This is a genomic window from Azospirillum doebereinerae, assembly GCF_003989665.1.
Lineage (GTDB): Bacteria > Pseudomonadota > Alphaproteobacteria > Azospirillales > Azospirillaceae > Azospirillum > Azospirillum doebereinerae.
Genome location: NZ_RZIJ01000002.1, coordinates 216369 through 235252 on the forward strand (window position 1 = coordinate 216369; position 18884 = coordinate 235252).

At 68.3% G+C, this 18884-nt stretch carries 15 protein-coding genes; 11 read left to right on the plus strand and 4 right to left on the minus strand.

From position 1 onward, the window contains the following. The first annotated feature begins 150 nt into the window (after window positions 1–150). Entirely contained in the window at window positions 151–318 is a 168-nt protein-coding gene (locus tag EJ913_RS31525) for a hypothetical protein (RefSeq protein ID WP_185909681.1), read from the plus strand. 19 nt (window positions 319–337) lie between these two features. On the opposite strand, the gene EJ913_RS04260 is transcribed toward EJ913_RS31525, so the two are convergent. Further along, entirely contained in the window at window positions 338–583 is a 246-nt protein-coding gene (locus tag EJ913_RS04260; protein ID WP_126995105.1) for a hypothetical protein, read from the minus strand. A gap of 80 nt (window positions 584–663) precedes the next feature. After that, window positions 664–1416, minus strand: coding sequence for a competence/damage-inducible protein A (locus EJ913_RS04265; RefSeq protein ID WP_126995107.1), 753 nt, complete (start codon window positions 1414–1416; stop codon window positions 664–666). 89 nt (window positions 1417–1505) lie between these two features. On the opposite strand from EJ913_RS04265, the gene sfsA reads away from it, so the two are divergent. The 3 genes from sfsA to radC all read left to right on the plus strand — a co-directional run bounded on the left by sfsA (window position 1506) and on the right by radC (window position 4073). Beyond that, window positions 1506–2228, plus strand: coding sequence for a DNA/RNA nuclease SfsA (gene sfsA, locus EJ913_RS04270; protein ID WP_126995462.1), 723 nt, complete (start codon window positions 1506–1508; stop codon window positions 2226–2228). A gap of 50 nt (window positions 2229–2278) precedes the next feature. After that, entirely contained in the window at window positions 2279–3094 is an 816-nt protein-coding gene (gene map, locus EJ913_RS04275; protein ID WP_126995109.1) for a type I methionyl aminopeptidase, read from the plus strand. Window positions 3095–3188: 94 nt separating this feature from the next. Beyond that, window positions 3189–4073 (plus strand): RadC family protein, encoded by an 885-nt coding sequence (gene radC, locus EJ913_RS04280; RefSeq protein ID WP_244939250.1) that lies wholly within the window; start codon window positions 3189–3191, stop codon window positions 4071–4073. 1175 nt (window positions 4074–5248) lie between these two features. On the opposite strand, the gene EJ913_RS04290 is transcribed toward radC, so the two are convergent. Beyond that, window positions 5249–8509: a bifunctional diguanylate cyclase/phosphodiesterase gene (locus EJ913_RS04290; protein ID WP_126995111.1), complete on the minus strand. Its 3261-nt coding sequence runs from the start codon at window positions 8507–8509 to the stop codon at window positions 5249–5251. Between the two features lie 419 nt (window positions 8510–8928). Between EJ913_RS04290 and purB the strand changes: the two genes are divergently transcribed. Beyond that, window positions 8929–10224 (plus strand): adenylosuccinate lyase, encoded by a 1296-nt coding sequence (gene purB / locus EJ913_RS04295; protein WP_126995113.1) that lies wholly within the window; start codon window positions 8929–8931, stop codon window positions 10222–10224. A 205-nt stretch (window positions 10225–10429) separates the two neighbouring features. Here the strand turns inward: purB and nudC are convergent, their stop codons facing one another. Beyond that, entirely contained in the window at window positions 10430–11335 is a 906-nt protein-coding gene (gene nudC, locus EJ913_RS04305; protein WP_126995117.1) for an NAD(+) diphosphatase, read from the minus strand. A 152-nt stretch (window positions 11336–11487) separates the two neighbouring features. Here nudC and hisN point away from each other — a divergent pair, with 152 nt between their 5' ends. From hisN to EJ913_RS04335, 6 genes are all read left to right on the plus strand, one after another. Continuing rightward, window positions 11488–12270: a histidinol-phosphatase gene (hisN, locus tag EJ913_RS04310; protein WP_126995119.1), complete on the plus strand. Its 783-nt coding sequence runs from the start codon at window positions 11488–11490 to the stop codon at window positions 12268–12270. A gap of 17 nt (window positions 12271–12287) precedes the next feature. After that, window positions 12288–12794 (plus strand): hypothetical protein, encoded by a 507-nt coding sequence (locus tag EJ913_RS04315; RefSeq protein ID WP_126995121.1) that lies wholly within the window; start codon window positions 12288–12290, stop codon window positions 12792–12794. Between the two features lie 87 nt (window positions 12795–12881). Then, on the plus strand, window positions 12882–14705 hold the full coding sequence (locus tag EJ913_RS04320; RefSeq protein ID WP_126995123.1) for an extracellular solute-binding protein: 1824 nt from the start codon (window positions 12882–12884) through the stop codon (window positions 14703–14705). Between the two features lie 61 nt (window positions 14706–14766). Continuing rightward, entirely contained in the window at window positions 14767–16608 is a 1842-nt protein-coding gene (locus EJ913_RS04325; protein ID WP_238519465.1) for an extracellular solute-binding protein, read from the plus strand. A 50-nt stretch (window positions 16609–16658) separates the two neighbouring features. Beyond that, window positions 16659–17771, plus strand: coding sequence for a microcin C ABC transporter permease YejB (locus EJ913_RS04330; RefSeq protein WP_126995125.1), 1113 nt, complete (start codon window positions 16659–16661; stop codon window positions 17769–17771). Continuing rightward, window positions 17771–18868: an ABC transporter permease gene (locus EJ913_RS04335; RefSeq protein ID WP_126995127.1), complete on the plus strand. Its 1098-nt coding sequence runs from the start codon at window positions 17771–17773 to the stop codon at window positions 18866–18868. Before EJ913_RS04330 ends, EJ913_RS04335 begins: the two co-directional genes overlap by 1 nt. The last annotated feature ends 16 nt before the right edge of the window (window positions 18869–18884 follow it).

The following is an 18884-nucleotide window of genomic DNA, read 5'->3' on the forward strand; positions in this document are numbered from 1 at the left end:
GCTTATCCCCTGGGTTGCATACGCTTGAATGCAACCCATCGTCCCGTCGCAATGACTTAGACAATCGGAGGGGAAAGGGTCAAGCCCCCTGCGCATTCCGCCGATCATTCCCATATTGGAAAGGCTGCAATCGGAGGAGTGGACGGGCGTATGGAAACGGCGGATTGGATGTCGCTGATCGCGCTGGCGATGGTCGCCGTGCTGGTGGTGCCAAACGCGTTGCGGCGCAATCGGGGCACGGTGGTGCGCAACGCCGCGATCTGGCTGGGGCTGATCGTGGCGTTGGTCTGGGGCTACGAGCGGTTCGGTCCCTTCTAAAGTCGTTGTCCCGCCCCCGTCAGGGACGGTTGTCCTCGTTCAGCGTCATGATGCCGATGCCCATGGCAAGGCTGCCGAAGGTCAGCATCAGGCTGGCGTAGAGCATGACCACCGCGACCACGCCATACTCGCTGTTGCCGATCAAGGTTGCGAGCCGGGCGACGTCGAACCACAGAATACCGCTGCCCAGCACCACCGCGCCGGCGATGCCGGCCAGCAGATGGCGCAGGAGAAACAGCAACGCCGCTTTTTCAAAAGATTTCATGGCACGACGCCTGACATCGAAGGCCCTTGCACGGACAGGAATATGGAGCGGCCGGCGGGACAGGCAACCGGTCGGATGGCCTAGCCTTTCGTGCCGATTGTCACGTTGGGAGTTCCCCCGAGTTGGCGGATGATGCCACCCAGTTCCTCGGCCGCCGCGATCACCTCCTCCTCGTTGGTGCCGCGCAGGACGAGGCTGACGCCGAAGAAGCCGTGGCGGAAATAAGGATAGCTGCCGATCTCCAGATCCGGGTGGCGGTCCTGCAAGGCGCTGAGCTCGGCGGCGATCACGCCCTCTCCCAACTCGCAAGCCACGGTGCGGGCGTGCAACTGCGGTCCACCGGCCAGACGCGGCAGGATGCCGTCCAGCATCGCCTGCATGATGTTCGGCACCCCCGCCATCACGAAGACGTTGCCGAGCTGGAAGCCGGGGGCCTGGCTGATCGGGTTGTCGATCAGGACGCCGCCGGCCGGGATGTTGGCCATGCGCAGCCGGGCCTCGTTCAGGTGGCCGGACGCGTAATGCCGCTCCAGCCGGGCGACGGCCTCCGGGTTGCGCTCCAGCGCGACGCCAAAGGCCTTGGCGACGCAGGCCGAGGTGATGTCGTCGTGGGTCGGGCCGATGCCGCCGGTGGTGAAGACGTAGGTGTAGCGGGCGCGCAGCGCGTTCACCGCCGCGACGATCTCCTCCTCCAGGTCCGGGACGACGCGGGCCTCGCGCAGGCGGACCCCGATGCCGGACAGCGCCTCCGCGATGTGGCCGAGGTTGGCGTCCTTGGTCCGGCCCGACAGGATCTCGTTGCCGATGACGAGCACGGCGGCGGTGGGGTTCATCGCGGGGAAGCTCCGGGCTGGTGAGCGCGCCCCGGCCGGAGGGCTGGGTCTTGCGCGCGAACGGGGGCGGGGTTAGCGTCGCGCCCAAGATGCGCTTTCCCACCCCCCTTCTTCAAGGCCGCCTGATCCGCCGCTACAAGCGTTTCCTCGCCGATGTCGATCTCGGCGGGGAGGCGGTGACCGTCCATGTCCCCAACTCCGGCAGCATGATCGGGGTGGACACGCCAGGCTCGGCGGTGTGGCTGTCGCGCTCGGACAACCCCAAGCGCAAGCTGGCCCACACGCTGGAACTGGTCGAGGCGGCGCCCCCTTGGGGCGAGGGGCTGGTCGGCGTCAACACCGGGCACCCCAACGCGCTGGCCGCCGCCGCCATCGCCGCCGGCACCATCCCGGAACTGGCCGGCTACGCCCGGCTCAAGCGCGAGGTGAAATACGGCCGGAACTCCCGCATCGACGTGCTGCTGGAGGACGACTCCCGCCCGCCCGCCTATGTCGAGGTCAAGAACGTTCATCTGCGCCGCCCCGGCCAGGGCGACGGGCTGGCCGCCGAGTTCCCCGACTGCGTCACCGCGCGCGGCGCCAAACATCTGGAGGAGATGGCCGCGATGGTGGCGCAAGGGCACCGCGCGGTGATGCTGTATCTTGTCCAGCGCACCGATTGCACCCATTTCCGGACGGCGGAGGATCTCGATCCCGCCTATCACGCCGGGCTGCGCCGCGCGCTGGATTCCGGCGTGGAGGCGCTGTGTTGGTCTTGCGCGATCACGCCGGAAGCGATTGAATTGGACCGACCGCTGCCCCTGCGGCTTTGAGGGGCGGTTTTTCGTTCGCCATCGCCTGTTCTGCTTGGGGGCTTACCGTCTTGGAACACAACCACGTCGAATCCAACCGCGTGCGGCTGCATGGGCCGGAAGGGTTCGAGGGCATGCGCAAGGCCGGCTATCTGGCCGCGCTGACGCTCGACTTCATCGCCCCCTATGTGCAGCCGGGCATCACCACCGGCGAACTCGACCGGCTGCTCGAACAGTTCATCCGCGACCACGGCGCGGTGCCGGGTCCGCTCGGCTACCGGGGCTTCCCGCGCGCCAACTGCATCTCGATCAACCACGTCGTCTGCCACGGCATCCCCGGCGACAAGCGGCTGATGGACGGCGACATCCTGAACATCGACGTGACGCCGATCCTCGACGGCTGGTACGGCGATTCCAGCCGCATGTACCTGTGCGGCAACGTCGGGGTGAAGGCGCGCAAGCTGGTCGAGGTGACCTACGAGGCGCTGATGATCGGCATCGCCGTCGTCAAGCCGGGCGCCACGCTGGGCGACATCGGCCACGCCATCCAGACCTTCGCGGAGGGGCAGCGCTATTCGGTGGTGCGCGATTTCTGCGGCCACGGGCTGGGCCAAGTGTTCCATGAGCCGCCGTCGGTCCTGCATTTCGGCAAGCCCGGCGAGGGGCTGGTGCTGCGCGAGGGCATGATCTTCACCATCGAGCCGATGATCAACGCCGGCCGCCCCGACGTGAAGATCCTGGGAGACGGCTGGACCGCCGTGACCAAGGACAAGTCGCTGTCGGCCCAGTTTGAGCACTCCATCGGCGTCACCGCCGACGGGGCGGAGATCTTCACCCTCTCCCCGGCCGGCCACACGGCCCCACCCTACCCCGCGCCCTCCGCCTGACGGAGAACGCCATCATCGCGCGCAAGTCTTCTGTGCGCACTCGCACGGAGGCGGTATAGTCGTCGTCACACGATTGTATGGCGATGCGACGATGGTGGCAGGAAAGACCGAAAAGAGTGGAACGGGCCGGCGTGCGGCGGGAACCGGCCTGAGCGATGCCAACGGGTTTCCCGACCTGCTGGCTTCGGTGGCGGCTCCCTTGACCTCGGCCGCCGAGCCGGCGGCCGGGTTGCCGGCCGAGTTGCCGGTGGACCCGCCGGCAGAACCGCCGGTCGGGGAGACCGAGGACGAGCCGCATTACATCGGGCACCGTGACCGCCTGCGCCGACGCTTCCTAAACCGGGGCAGCGACGCGCTGGAGGATTACGAGTTGCTGGAGATGGTGCTGTTCGCCGTCTCCGCCCAGCGCGACGTCAAGCCGCTGGCCAAGGCGCTGATCAGGACCTTCGGCGATCTCTGGGGCGTGGTCAACGCGCCGCCGGAACGGCTGCGCGGGCTGAAGGCGGAGGGCGTGTCGCTGGGAACCGACAACGCCGTCGCCACCGTGCGGATCGTCGGCGCGGCGGCGCTGCGGGCGATGCAGAAGCGGGTGATCGACCGGCCGGTGCTGGCCTCCTGGCAGGCGTTGCTGGATTACTGCGCGGCGGCCATGGCGCATGAGCCGACCGAGCAGTTCCGCCTGCTGTTCCTCGACCGCAAGAACATCCTGATCGCCGACGAGGTGCAGCAGCGCGGCACCGTGGACCACACGCCGGTCTACCCGCGCGAGGTGGTGAAACGCGCCCTGGAGTTGGCGGCCAGCTCGGTCATCCTGGTCCACAACCACCCCTCGGGCGACCCGACCCCCAGCCGCGCCGACATCGAGATGACCAAGGAGATCGTCCGAGCCGCCAACGCGGTCGGGCTGACCATCCACGACCACCTCATCATCGGCAAGGGCGGCAGACACACCAGCTTCAAGGCGCAGCGGTTGCTGTGAGGCAACCCGCGAAAGCCGCCTTTTCTCAAAATTCTCCGAAAAGGAAAATTTACCTATAAGCTGGCGCTCCCGTTCCCGCCGCCCGGAGCCCCGCCATGCCCCTCGACGCGCCCGCCACCTCTGCCGCCGCCACCAGCTTTCCCCGCTGGGCGGAGGAGCCCCCGGTGCCGCCGGAGGGCTCGCTGGTTCCGGGATCGCGCTTCGCCGAGGAGCAATGGGTGATGGCCGCCGGGATGCTGGCGCGCGGGTCCTCCTTCCTGCACGTCGCGCGCGCCCTGGGGTGCAGCCGCACCACGCTGTGGCGGGCCTATTACGGCTCGCAACCCCTGCGCGTGCGCGTCTGGTGGGAGCGTCAGGCGCTGAACCGCGAGGCGGAGCTGCGGCTGTCGTCGCTGCGCGATCTGGTGGCGCAGCAGGTGGAGCGGCTGGTGTCGGCGGGCGATCCGGCGACGGTGCGCTGGGCCGCCGACCGGCTCGGCCTGTTCGCGGCGGCGGACGCCGGCCTCCCTTGCCAACCCGGCGCCCATTTGTCTCCCTCTCCCGCCCCGGGAGAGGGAAGGGGCCCGCCGCGCAGCGGTGGGAAGGGTGAGGGGCTAGAGGGACATGGATTGCGTACCACGCCCGATAGCCCCTCACCCTCCCCGCTTCGCGGGTCCCCTCCCTCTCCCGGGGCGGGAGAGGGCTTCGGCGTCACCGGTGATCGCGCCGCTCCCGCTGAATCCATCCTCACCCCACCGGCCCCCTCCCGGTTGACGGCCTTCGACGACGACGACGCGGTTCCCGGCGCCTTCCGCGAACAGACCCAGCCCGATCCCTCCCTCATCGCCGCCATCCTGGCCCGACCGGAGGCGGACGGCCCCAAGCGTCTATCCCTGGACCCTCAACCCCGACGACGCCTACCCCAGCCTCGGCTCGGCGGAGGAGCGGCGCGGCGGGGGGCCCTGCGGATGGCGCGGCGGTGGGGCCGCCGGATGAGCCGCCGCGCGCCGGAACGCAACACGGAACGGGACGGAAAAGCGTTCCACGGTGTTTCAAACGTTCCAAACCGCCCGCCGCCCCCGGCGCGGCCCGTACGGGTGCGGGGCCGTCGCCTATGGGAACCAAGGGCCTTCGAGGGGATGACGGGCGAGGAACCCACAGGCAATGGTGGGGCGTGCACACCACGCTGGCCCCCTTCACCCCACCGCTTCGTCCACCCGCGCCTGCGCCCGCACGAAGGCGACGAACTCGTCGAAGGGCATCGGTCGGCCCAGGAGATAGCCCTGGATGTGGTCGCAGCCGAGCGCGGCGAGGCACTGGAACTGCTCCTCCGTCTCCACCCCCTCGGCCACGGTCTGCATGCGCAGGGAGCGCGCCATGCCGATGACCGCCTCGGCGATGGCGCCGCTGTCGGGATCGCCGCCGCGCAGCTCGCTGACGAAGGATCGGTCGATCTTCAGCTTGTCCACCCGGAACCGCTTGAGGTAGCTGAGGCTGGAATAGCCGGTGCCGAAATCGTCGATGGACAGCGCCACCCCCATCGCGCGCAGTTGCGCGAAGCTGTCGGTCACCGTGTCGCTGTCGTCCATCAGCACGCTTTCCGTCACCTCAAGCTCCAGCGCGCCGGGCGGCAGGCCGTGGGCGGCGAGGCATTCCGCGACCCGCTCGGCCAGCCCCGGACGGCGCATCTGCACCGCCGACAGGTTGATGGCGATCGGCAATTCCCCGTCCTTGAGATTCCTGTGCAGCCCCAACTCCGCCGCGCGCCGACAGGCCTCCTCCAGCACCCAGTCGCCGAGCGGCAGGATCAGGCCGGTCTCCTCGGCGATGGGAATGAACTGGCCCGGCATCACCAGCGAGCCGTCGGGCTGGCGCCAGCGCACCAGCGCCTCCGCCCCCACCAAGCGGCGCCCGCCGACCGCGAATTGCGGCTGGAAGAACAGCTCCAGCTCGCCGTTGGCCAGCGCCCGGCGCAGGTTGTTCTCCGTCCACATGCGGTCCGAGGCGCGGCGGTTCAGCTCCGGCGTGAAGAAACGGTAGGTGGCGCGCCCGGCCTCCTTGGCGGCGTACATCGCCATGTCGGCGTTCTTCAGCAGCGCGTCGATGCCCGTCGCGTCGTCCGGGTAGATCGCCACGCCGATGGAGGGCGTCACCCGCAACTCGTGCCCCTCGATGGGAAAAGGCTCCGACAGGGCGCGCAGCACCTTGCGCGCCACCGTGCCGGCCGCGTCGGCGGTCTCCATGTCGTTGACCAGGATGATGAACTCGTCGCCGCCTTGGCGGCTGACGGTGTCGCTGGCCCGGACGGTGGCGAGCAGCCGCGTGGCGACCTCGCGCAGCAGCGCGTCGCCGACCGGATGGCCCAGGCTGTCGTTGATCGTCTTGAAGCGGTCGAGGTCGACGAACAGCAGCCCGATCCGCGTGGCGTGCCGCCCGGCGGCCAGCATCGCGCGCTCCAGCCGGTCGCGCAGCAGGAAGCGGTTCGGCAGGTCGGTCAGGAAGTCGTACTGAGCCAGATGGCGGATGCGCTCCTCCTGCGCGCGGGTTTCGGTGACGTCGGTGAAGGCGGCGATGTGGTTGACCACGTCGCCCGCCTCGTTGCGCACCACCGTGATGCTGAGCCATTCCGGGAATGCCTCGCCGGATTTGCGGGTGTTCCAGACCTCGCCGGCCCAATGGCCGGTCTCGCGCAACTGCGCCCAGAGATCGGCGAAGACCTGCGGATCCTGGCGGTCGGATTTCAGGAAACGTGGATCGCGGCCCAGCGCCTCCTCCCGATCATAGCCGGTGATGCGGGTGAAGGCATCGTTGACGGCGACGATCCGGTTGCGCTCGTTGGTGACGAACATGCCCTCGACGGCGTTCTCGAACACCTTGGCCGACAGCCGCAGCTCCCATTCCGCGCGCTTGCGCGCGGCGATGTCGCGGGCGATGGCGCAGTAATAGGTTTCACCCTCGTAGGCGATGCGGCTGGCGGTGACCTCCAGCTCCAGGTTGCGCCCGTCCGGAGTTTGGTAGACCGTCTCGTAACGGCTGGAGGCGTCGTCGCCCTCGGCGGCGAAGCGGTCCAGCAGGTCGGCGCGGGCCGAGGTCAGGGTTTCCAGCGGGGCGCCCAGCGCCGCGCAGCCGAAGGGGTTGACGTAGGCGATGCGCAGCTGCGCGTCGGCCAGAACGACGATTTCCGAGACGTGGTCGACGAAGAAGTTGGCGAGGTAGAGCTGGCGCGCGCCCTCGCGCAGCATGCGGTCGCTGCGCCGCATGCTGATCTTGTAGGTGACGACGATCCGCCGAATCCAGCCCGTCACCAGCCACGACACCCCAACAGAGGCCAGCAGGGCGAGGCCCAGCACCGCGACCGTGGTCAGGACGCGCTGCTCGACTCCGCGCCGGATTTCCGCCCGGCGCTCCGCCATGGCCGTCTCGTCGTCGTCGACGTAGAAGCCGGCGACCAGGATCCAGCCCCAGACGGTGGGAGGCGAGACCACGGCCATGCGCGGCGTCGGCCGCCCGGTGATCGGATGGATCCAGTCGTAGCGCAGCTCGCCGCCGCCCTGCCGACCGATCTCCAGCAGGCGGGTCATCAACTCGCGCTCGGTGCTCCAGGGCAGCTCGGCGGCGTTCATTCCCTGCGACGCCGGGGTGGTGGGCGACAGCAGCACTTGCCCGTCCCCGCCCAGCACGCCGACGTAACCGGTCTCGCCGAAGCGGAAGGAACGCAAACGGTCCAGCGATTCCCGTTGCAGCTTGGCCTCGACCGCTTCGGTGGAATCGCCGGCGCCGATCAGCCAGCCATAGGGCTCGAAGCGGCGGACGAAGGCCATCTTGTCCACCATCCGGCCGGGATCGCCGGGCATCCGCCACCGGTAGCGGGCGAAGCCGCGCAGCGCCGGGTCCTCCACCGCGCGCAGCAGCTCGCGCGTCATCGCGGCGATGTCCGGATCGGGATCGGTGAACGGCGACCGGCCCTCGCGCTCCGGCTCGGCCGGCAGCAGCACCGGGGTGCCGCCGTCCAGCTCATGGATGAAGTAATAGCCGCGCCCGCTGGCGAAGCGCAGGGGCCGCAGCGTCTCCTTGATCGATTGCTTGACCGATTCGGCCGGCAGGATGTCCTTTTCCCGCTCGTGGACGGACAGGGCGATGGCGTGGGCCTCGTCCACCTGGGCGCGGATCTGCTCCTTCAGCAGCGGCTCGGTGCGCGAGCGCATGTAGGCGAGGTAGGAGCGCGCGTTCTCGACCTCCTGCTCCAGCGCCTGTCGCTGCTCGCGCAGGACGCGCGCCTCCGACTGGTGCAGGTCGGTCTCGAAATCCGTCCAGTGCTGCCAGACGAAGTAGAAGCCCAGCCCGAGGACGAGGGCCGCCACCAGCGTCAGCGACGCCAGGAATTGCAGGCGGTAGAGACGGGCCTCGTCGGAGGAGCCGGATGGCTCGCGCACCAACGCGGCGACGGGATCGGACAACGCGGAACCTCCTGGGACGCGGACCGGGGGCGACCCCGGAGCGCAAAGGCAATTCTTGCTTAAGGATCGTAAGACTGCAACCGGAAGCGAAAGGGATCGCGCGGGGCGCGACCCTTTGACTGAAATCCTCGATTGCTTTCCCGGATACCGCGAGAAAGCGCGGGATTGCAGGCTATCGATGTTTATTTGAGTCAAATTGCTGATAGGTGGCCATTCCCTTCGTTTTCCAAGGGTTCGTGTGCGGGGTTTAACCAAAGCGGTCCGACGAGGGGCAGGACGGCGGCCAAGGGCCTTGCAACGGCTTTGCAACGGGGCCGCTCCACGGTTATGGTCCGCGCGCGCGGGGTTCCGCGCGTCCGCCCGCCGCCTTGTCGTTCCCGAACCTGCCGTTCCAGGTCCGTATCTTCCGGAGAGTGCCGATGATCCCCCGCTACACCCGCCCCGAAATGGCCCGCATCTGGGAGCCCGAGAACCGCTTCCGCATCTGGTTCGAGATCGAGGCGCACGCCTGCGACGCGCAGGCCGAGCTGGGCGTCATCCCCAAGGAGGCGGCCGCCGCCGTCTGGGAGCGCGGCAAGTGGGAGATCGACCGCATCGACGAGATCGAGCGCGAGACCCGGCACGACGTCATCGCCTTCCTGACCAACCTCGCCGAATACGTCGGGCCGGAGGCGCGCTTCGTCCACCAGGGCATGACCTCGTCGGACGTGCTGGACACCTGTCTGGCGGTGCAGATGACGCAGGCCGCCGACCTGCTGCTCGACGGCATGGACAAGCTGCTGGACGCCCTCAAGCGCCGCGCCCATGAGCACAAGAACACCGTCACCATCGGTCGCAGCCACGGCATCCACGCCGAGCCGACGACCTTCGGCCTGAAGCTGGCCGGCCATTACGCCGCCTTCGCGCGCGGCCGCGAGCGTCTGGTCCAGGCCCGCAAGGACATCGCCACCTGCGCCATCTCGGGCGCGGTCGGCACCTTCGCCAACATCGACCCGCGCGTCGAGGAGCACGTCGCCGCCAAGCTGGGCCTCGCGGTGGAGCCCGTCTCCACCCAGGTGATCCCGCGCGACCGCCACGCCTTCTACTTCTCGGTGCTGGGCGTGATCGCGTCGAGCATCGAGAATCTGGCGGTCGAGATCCGCCACCTCCAGCGCACCGAGGTGCGCGAGGCCGAGGAGTATTTCCACCCCGGCCAGAAGGGCTCGTCGGCGATGCCGCACAAGCGCAACCCGGTCCTGTCGGAGAACCTGACGGGGCTGGCCCGCATCGTGCGCGCCGCCGTGGTCCCGGCGCTGGAGAACGTGGCGCTGTGGCACGAGCGCGACATCTCGCACAGCTCGGTCGAGCGCATGTTCGGCCCCGACGCCACGGTGACGCTGGACTTCGCGCTGGCCCGCCTGACCGGCATGATGGAAAAGCTGGTGGTCTACCCCGAGCGCATGCAGAAGAACCTGGACGACCTGGGCGGTCTGGTCTTCTCGCAGCGGGTGCTGCTGGCGCTGACCCAGGCGGGGATGAGCCGCGAGGACAGCTACAAGGCGGTGCAGCGCAACGCCATGCAGGTGTGGGAGAAGGGCGGCGACTTCCTGGAGCTGCTGTCGAACGACGCCGACGTCGCCAAGCACATCGACCGCGCGACGCTGGCCCCGATGTTCGACATGACCTACCACACCAAGCACGTCGACACGGTGTTCAAGCGCGTCTTCGGAGGGTAAAGGCCCCCGACCGGGACCGGTCGCGCCCCTTACCGCATAGCCGCAGACTTGCCCCTCTCCCCTCGCGGGAGAGGGGTTGGGGGGAGGGGGCGCCGGCTTCAGCCGGCCGGAAACATTCATTTTCCTTTCCGCCTTTCGGCGGAATACCCCTCATCCCAACCCTTCTCCCACAAGGGGAGAAGGGCAAGTTTGCGCTTATCCGATCCTACCCGGCCGCGATCCACTCCGCGAGCAGGCGGTGGGCGATGGAATCGCGCCGGGGCAGGCGGAACGCCTCGCTGGGGCTGTGGTCGCGCAGGAAGGCGCGGTCGTACCACTGGGCGCTTTCCAGTTCGTCCTGCCCCGTTTCGATGTCGAAGCTGGTGGCCCGCGCGGTGAAGCCCAGCATCAGCGAGGACGGGAAGGGCCAGGGCTGCGAGGACTGGTAGCGCACGTCGGTCACGCTCAACCCGACCTCCTCCATCACCTCGCGGGCGACGGTCTCCTCCAGGCTTTCGCCCGGCTCGACGAAACCGGCCAGCACCGAATGCATGCCGGGGGGGAAGCGCGACTGGCGGCCCAGCACCACGCGGTCGCCGTCGTGCACCAGCATGATGACCGCCGGGTCGGTGCGCGGGAAATGATGGGTGGCGCAGGCCGGATCGGTGCAGATGCGGACGTGCCCGGCTTCGGCGCTCGCCGCCGGGGCTCCGCAGACGCCGCAGAAGCGGTGCCGGGCGTTCCACCACGCCATGCCGCGGGCGTAGGCGCAGAGCGCGCCCTCCCCCTCCGGCATCAGCGGGCCGACGGCGCGCAGATCCTCGAAACGGCCCAGCCCTTCCAACCCCGGCAGGCTTTCCGGCGACTCGGCGATCGACAGATCGACGGCGAAGATGGGATCCTCGCCCAGCAGGCCGAGGAAGATCGGCACCCCCTCCAGCCCGGCGCCCGGCGGGACCAGCACCGCGCGGGCGGCGTCGGCCGGGCCGGTGACGAAGCTGCGGGTTTGCCAGACCGGCAGGACGCGGGCGTCGGGCGACAGCCACGCCTGGGTCAGCCAATCCTCGTTCTTGCGGCGGAGCGCGGCGCGGTCGAGCGGGACGCCCGCGTATACATTCGGTCGGTCGGACATGACAGACAGGCTGCCACAAGCCCGGCGCGCCGGAAAGCCCCCGCCGATCCCCGCACCCGTCCTTTCGGGTTTGCGCCGGGAGCATGCGTCGTTAGGATGCGCCCATCTTTTTTGTGACGACGCCTGAGTGCAACGAACCTGAGGAGCGACCAATGACCGAGACCTGCCCCGCCCATCTGGTGGCGCTTGCCCAGCGGTTGGCCGACTCCAGCGCCAGCGTGATCCGCCGTTATTTCCGCACGCCCTTCTCCGTGGACGACAAGGCCGACCACTCCCCCGTCACCATCGCCGACCGCGAGGCGGAACGCATCATCCGCACCATCATCGAGGCCCAGCGCCCCGACGACGGCATTTACGGCGAGGAGTTCGGCACCAAGAACCTGGACGCCGAATGGGTGTGGGTGATCGACCCCATCGACGGCACCAAGTCCTTCATCACCGGGCGCCCGATCTTCGGCACGCTGATCGCCCTGCTGCACCAGGGCCGTCCGGTGCTGGGCGTGATCGACCAGCCCATCGTCGGCGACCGCTGGATCGGCGTCGCCGGCCGCCCGACCACCCACAACGGCCAGCCGGCCCGCGTCCGCCCCTGCCCCGGCGGGCTGGCGGCGTCGATGTTCGGCACCACCTCGCCCGACCTGTTCCCCGGCGCGGATTACGACGCCTACCGCCGCGTCGTGACCCAGGTGAAGACCTCCGCCTATGGCGGCGACTGCTACACCTACGGGCTGCTGGCGTCGGGCTATTACGACCTCGTCGTCGAATCGGGGCTGAAGCTGTACGACTTCGCGGCGCTGGTGCCGGTGGTGACCGGGGCCGGCGGGCTGATGACCGACTGGCAGGGCAACCCGCTCGACGCCAATTCCACGGGTCAGGTCGTCGCCGCCGGCGACCCGCGTACCCACCGCGAGGCGCTGGCCGCGCTCGCCGGCTGATCGTTTTGGACACCGACATGACCACCATCGACAAACCCGCCCGTTCCGTCTTCGAAACCTCGCCCGAAAAGCTGCGCCCCTTCCTGGAAGGACTGGCGGCGCGGGTGTCGGGCGGTTCCAACTGGCTGGTGCGCAAGAAAACCGTCTGCGACCTGCTGCTCGGCCTCGACGCCTTCTTCGCCCTTCCGGCGGCCGAGCGCCGTGCCCTGATGGCCGAGGGCGCCACCCCCGAGGAGGACGGCGACGGCGGCCCCGCCGATTTCCGCAAGGTCCTGCCGCTCTACGTCGGCGCGATCCTCGAAGGGCTGGACGAGTCGGCGCTGACCGTCCCCGAACAGGCCGCCATCTATCTGCTGTCGATCCACCCGGAGCACCAGCAGGCGGCGGAACGCTGGATGCTGGCCGACCCGCGCAACGGCAAGGCGGTGCGCAAGCTGATGCGGACCGACCGCCGCTATCGCCAGTTGATGGACCGCATGGCCGATCACTGGCGGAAGACCCGCACGCCGGGCGCCGCCGCCTAACATGTTGCGGAGCCAAGATTAAACCTTGACCCTGGCGTGGGCGTGGCAATCTATCGAAGGCAGTTCGACCAGCCACGGGCCACGCCGATGCGTCGTGTTTTCGCTGTCGCCGCCACGCTTTTCGCCCTCGCGGCTCCGATTCCGGGGCCGGCTTGGGCCGACGGCGTCGCCGTTCCGGCCCTGAAACAGTTCGGCGAGCCGCAGTTCAAGCCGGGCTTCACCCATTTCCCCCACGTCAACCCCGACGCGCCCAAGGGCGGGGCGGTGACGCTGGCCGAACCGGGCAGCTTCGACAGCCTGAACGGGCTGGTCCTGCGCGGGGTCAAGCCGCGCACGCTGGGGCTGATTTCCGACTCGCTGATGGTCGGCTCGGGCTGGGAGCTGGACGCCGCCTATGGCGCGCTGGCCGAGAGCGTGGCGGTGGCCGACGACCGGGGCTCCGCCGTCTTCACCCTGCGGGCGGACGCGCGCTGGCACGACGGCGTGGCGGTGACGGCGCAGGACGTGGTCTTCACCTGGGACATGATCCAGGCCCATGGCGCGCCCTTCATCAAGTCCTTCCTCGACCACATCGCCAAGGTCGAGGCGCTGGATGACCACCGCGTCAAGATCACCCTGACCGGCACCGGCGAGATCAAGCCGATCATCGACTTCGCCGTCACCATGTCGCCGCAGCCCAAGCATTGGTGGACCTCCAACGGGCGGGACATCTCCAAGACGACGCTGGAGCCGCCGCTCGGCAGCGGCCCCTACCGGATCAAGACGGTCGACGCCGGCCGCTCGATCACCTACGAGCGGGTCGCCGACTACTGGGGCAAGGATCTGCCGGTCCGGCGCGGCTTCTACAACTTCGACAGCGTCAAGATCGACTTCTACCGCGACGACGACGTGATGTTCGAGGCGTTCAAGGCCGGCGGCTACGACTTCCGGGGCGAGTACCGGGCGCAGCGCTGGACCACCGGCTACGACTTTCCCGCCTTCAAGGATGGCCGCGTCGCCAAGATCGCGGTACCGAGCGAGCTGCCGCTGGGCGCGCAGGCCTTCCGCCTGAACACGCGCCGCGCCAAGTTCGCCGATCCACGGGTGCGCGAGGCGATCGGCCTGCTCTTCGACTTCGACTGGATCCGCAAGAACATCCTCTACGGCCAGTACGAGCGGACGGTGTCGAACTTCCCCAACTCCGATTTCGGGGCCAAGGGGACACCGTCGCCCGCCGAGCTGGCCCTACTGGGGCCGTTCCGGGGCAAGATCCCCGAGCGCGTCTTCACCCAGGCCTACGAGCCGGCCAAGACCGACGGCAGCGGCAACAACCGCGCCCAGACGCGCGAGGCGACGCGCCTGTTCAAAGAGGCCGGCTGGGAGACCCGCAACGGCAAGCTGACCAACGTGAAGACCGGCGAGGTGATGACCATCGAGTTCCTCGACGGCACCGGATCGCTCAGCCGCGTCATCCAGCCCTATGTCGAGGCGCTGCGCCGGATCGGCATCGACGCCAGCCTGCGCATCGTCGACACCGCCCAGTATCAGGCGCGAACCGACGAGTTCGACTTCGACACCATCGTCACCAACATGAACTTCTTCACCCCGCCGGGCAGCGAGTTGCGCGGCTATTTCGGCTCGGCCGCCGCGACGGTCCAGGGCTCCGCCAACTACGCCGGCATCCGCGAGCCGGCGGCCGACGCGCTGATCGAGACGGCGCTGGCCGCCAAGGATCTGGAGACCGTCCAGGCCGCCACCCGCGCGCTGGACCGCGTGCTGCTGTGGAACTTCTACATGGTGCCGCATTGGTACAACCCGGAGAACTGGATCGCCTACAAGACGCGGCTGGCCTTCCCCGCCACCCCGCCGAAATACGACCAGGACTACCGCAACACGAATTTCCCGGCGACGTGGTGGGTGGCGCAGCCTTGATGTGGACTCATTGGCGGGCTACTTCGGTCAGACCGGGTTTTTAAGCAAGAAAGGATCGGGCATGAGGGGTCGGAAGCGAAGGATGCTGGCGGCGCTGGCCGGCGCGCTGCTGCTGGCGGGTCCGCTCGCCGCGCAGGAAGGCGGCTCCCACGCCATCGCGCTCCACGGCACGCCGAAATACGGGCCGGACTTCCAGCATTTCGACTACGCCGATCCCAACGCCCCCAAGGGGGGCGAGGTCAAGCTGATGGCCATGGGCGGCTTCGACAACCTCAACCCCTTCATCCTGCGCGGCCAGACCGCCGCCGGCGCCACGCTGGTGTTCGAGACGCTCACCGTGGGCAGCAGCGACGAGGCGGTCACCGAATACGGCCTGCTGGCCGAGAGCATCGCCGTGGCCGAGGACCGCAGTTGGGTGTCCTTCACCCTGCGTCCCCAGGCCCGCTTCAATGACGGCAAGCCGGTCACCGCCGACGACGTGATCTGGAGCTTCCAGACGCTGAAGGAGAAGGGCCACCCGATCTACCGCACCTACTACGCCGACGTGGTCAAGGCGGAGAAGACCGGGGAGCGGACCGTCAAGTTCAGCTTCAAGGGCACTGACAACGCCGAGCTGCCGGTCATCATGGGCCAGCTTCCGGTGCTGCCCAAGCACGTCTTCGACACCCGCCCCTTCGAATCGACGACGCTGGAGCCGCTGGTCGGCAGCGGCCCCTATGTGGTGGCCGAGGTGCAGCCCGGCCGCTCCATCACCTACCAGCGCGTCGCCGACTGGTGGGGCAAGGATCTGCCGCTCAACCGGGGCCGCTACAACTTCGACCGGCTGCGCTACGACTACTACCGCGACCTCGACGTCGGGTTCGAGGCGTTCAAGGCCGGCGCCTTCGACTTCCGGCTGGAGAATTCCTCGAAGAACTGGACGACCGGCTACAACGTGCCCGCCGTCAAGGACGGCCAGATCGTCCGCGAGGAGCTGAAGCACCAGGATCCGCAGGGGATGCAGGCCTTCGTCCTCAACCTGCGCCGCCCGGTCTTCCAGGACCGGCGGGTGCGCGAGGGGCTGAACTACCTGTTCGACTACGAATGGACCCGGACCAACCTGTCCTACGGCCTGTTCCAGCGGACCAAGAGCTACTTCGCGAACTCCGAGCTGGCCTCCAGCGGCCCGCCCTCCCCCGCCGAGCTGGCGCTGCTGGAGCCGTTCCGCGGCAAGATCCCGGACGAGGTCTTCACCACGCCCTTCGAGCCGCCCAAGACCGACGGCAGCGGCAACATCCGGGCGAACCTGCGCACGGCGCTGGGGCTGTTCAAGGAGGCCGGCTGGGAGTTGAAGAACAACAAGCTGACCAATGTGAAGACCGGCGAGCCGTTCCGCTTCGAGTTCCTGCTGGTCCAGGCCGACATGGAGCGCATCGTCCAGCCCTTCCTGCGCAACTTGGAACGGGCGGGCATCGAGGCCGGCATCCGCGTGGTCGACACCGCGCAGTACCAGAACCGCACCGACAACTTCGACTACGACGTGATCATCGAGCGCTTCCCCCAGTCGCTGTCGCCTGGCAACGAGCAGCGCGACTATTGGGAATCCTCGCGCGCCGATTTGCCGGGCAGCAAGAACAGCATCGGCATCAAGGATCCGGCGGTGGACGCGCTGGTGGAAAAGGTGATCGCCGCCCCCGACCGCGACAGCCTGATCGCCGCGACCCGCGCGCTCGACCGCGTGCTGCTGTGGAACTGGTACGTCATTCCGCACTGGCACGACAGTGTCTATCGCGTCGCCTATTGGAACCGTTTCTCCCATCCGGCGGTTGCCCCGAGGTACGGTCTGGGCTTCACCGATCTCTGGTGGGTCGATCCGGAGAAGAACGCCAAGCTCGCCTCCAGCCCCCGCCGCACGGGGCCGTAAAAGCGATATAAGAACAAAGGCTTGAACCAAGGGGGATCGGGACACACGCGATGCTGGCCTACATCATCCGCCGCCTTCTGCTGATCATCCCGACGCTGTTCGGGATCATGGTGATCAACTTCCTGATCGTGCAGATCGCCCCCGGCGGCCCGATCGAGCAGATGATCGCCCGCGTCCAGGGCACGGCGGTGGAGGCCACCTCGCGCATCGGCGGCGCGGCCGGCGGCGACGCCGGATCCGCCCCGCAGGCCCAGGCTCAGGCCGGCGGCGACACCGGCAGCCGCTACCGCGGCGCCCAGGGCCTCGACCCCGCCTTCATCAAGCAGCTGGAGAAGGAGTTCGGCTTCGACAAGCCGCTGCCGGAACGCTTCGTCCACATGATGTCGAACTACGCCGTGTTCGACTTCGGCACCAGCTACTTCCGCGACCAGAAGGTGGTCGATCTGGTGTTGCAGAAGATGCCCGTGTCGATCTCGCTCGGCATCTGGACGACGCTGATCGTCTATCTGGTGTCGATCCCACTCGGCATCGCCAAGGCGGTGCGCGACGGGCAGCCCTTCGACGTGTGGACGTCCGGCGTCGTCATCGTCGGCTACGCCATCCCCAGCTTCCTGTTCGCGGTGCTGCTGATCGTGGTGTTCGCCGGCGGGCGCTACCTCGACTGGTTCCCCTTGCGTGGGCTGGTCTCCGACAATTGGGGCGACCTGCCCTGGTACAAACAGGTTCTCGACTACGCCTGGCACATGGCGCTGCCGGTGCTGTCGATGGTGATCGGCGGCTTCGCCGGGCTGACCATGCTGACCAAGAACTCCTTCCTGGAGGAGATCGGCAAGCAATACGTCATCACCGCCCGTGCCAAGGGGCTGGCCGAGCGCCGCGTGCTGTACGGCCACGTCTTCCGCAACGCTATGCTGATCGTCATCGCCGGTTTCCCCGGCGCCTTCATCGGCATCCTGTTCACCGGGGCGCTGCTGATCGAGGTGATCTTCTCGCTCGACGGGCTGGGGCTGCTGGGCTTCGAGGCGGCGATCAACCGCGACTACCCGGTGATGTTCGGGACGCTGTACTTCTTCACGCTGCTGGGGCTGATCATGAACCTGGTCGGCGACGTCACCTACGTGATGGTCGACCCCCGCATCGACTTCGACTCGCGGAGGGTGTGATGGCGGCGTCACGGCTTTCCCCGGTCACCCGGCGGCGGCTCGCGAATTTCCGGGCCAACCGGCGCGGCTTCTGGTCCTTCTGGATCTTCCTGGTGCTGTTCATCGGCTCGCTGGGGGCGGAGTTCATCGCCAACGACAAGCCGCTGCTGATCCGCTACGACAACGCGCTCTACTGGCCGGTCTTCAACGCCTACCCCGAAACCACCTTCGGCGGCGAGTTCGAGACGGAGACCGATTACCGCGACCCCTTCGTGCGTGAGCTGATCGAGGGCAAGGGGTGGATCGTCTGGGCTCCGGTCCGCTACAGCTACCGGACCATCAACTACAATTTGCCGGTCCCCGCCCCGGCCCCGCCGTCCGCCGAGAACTGGCTCGGCACCGACGACCAGGGGCGCGACGTGGTGGCCCGGCTGATCTACGGCTTCCGCATCTCGGTGCTGTTCGGGCTGGTGCTGACGGCGTTCTCCTCGGTCATCGGGGTGATGGCGGGGGCGGTACAGGGCTATTTCGGTGGGCTGACCGACCTGCTGTTCCAGCGTTTCATCGAGATCTGGCAGGGGCTGCCGACCCTGTTCCTGCTGATCATCCTGGCCAGCGTGGTGACGCCGACCTTCTGGTGGCTGCTGGGGCTGCTGCTGCTGTTCTCGTGGACGGCGCTGGTTCATGTGGTGCGGGCGGAGTTCCTGCGGGCGCGCAACCTCGACTACGTCCGGGCGGCCAAGGCGCTGGGGGCGAGCGACGTGACGATCATGGTGCGGCACGTCCTGCCCAACGCCATGGTGGCGACGCTGACCTTCATGCCCTTCATCCTCAACGGCTCGATCACCACGCTGACGGCGCTGGATTTCCTCGGCTTCGGCCTGCCGCCGGGCTCGCCCTCGCTGGGCGAACTGCTGGCGCAGGGCAAGGCCAACCTCCAGGCGCCGTGGCTGGGTCTGACGGCCTTCTTCGTGCTGGCGATCATGCTGAGCCTGCTGATCTTCATCGGCGAGGCGGTGCGCGACGCCTTCGACCCGCGCAAGACCATCGCGCAGCTCTCCACCGCGACTCCGGGCGAGCCGGCGGCGGCGGTCGCGCGCAAGGAAGCGGCGGAATGACGGAACAAAGAAGGCT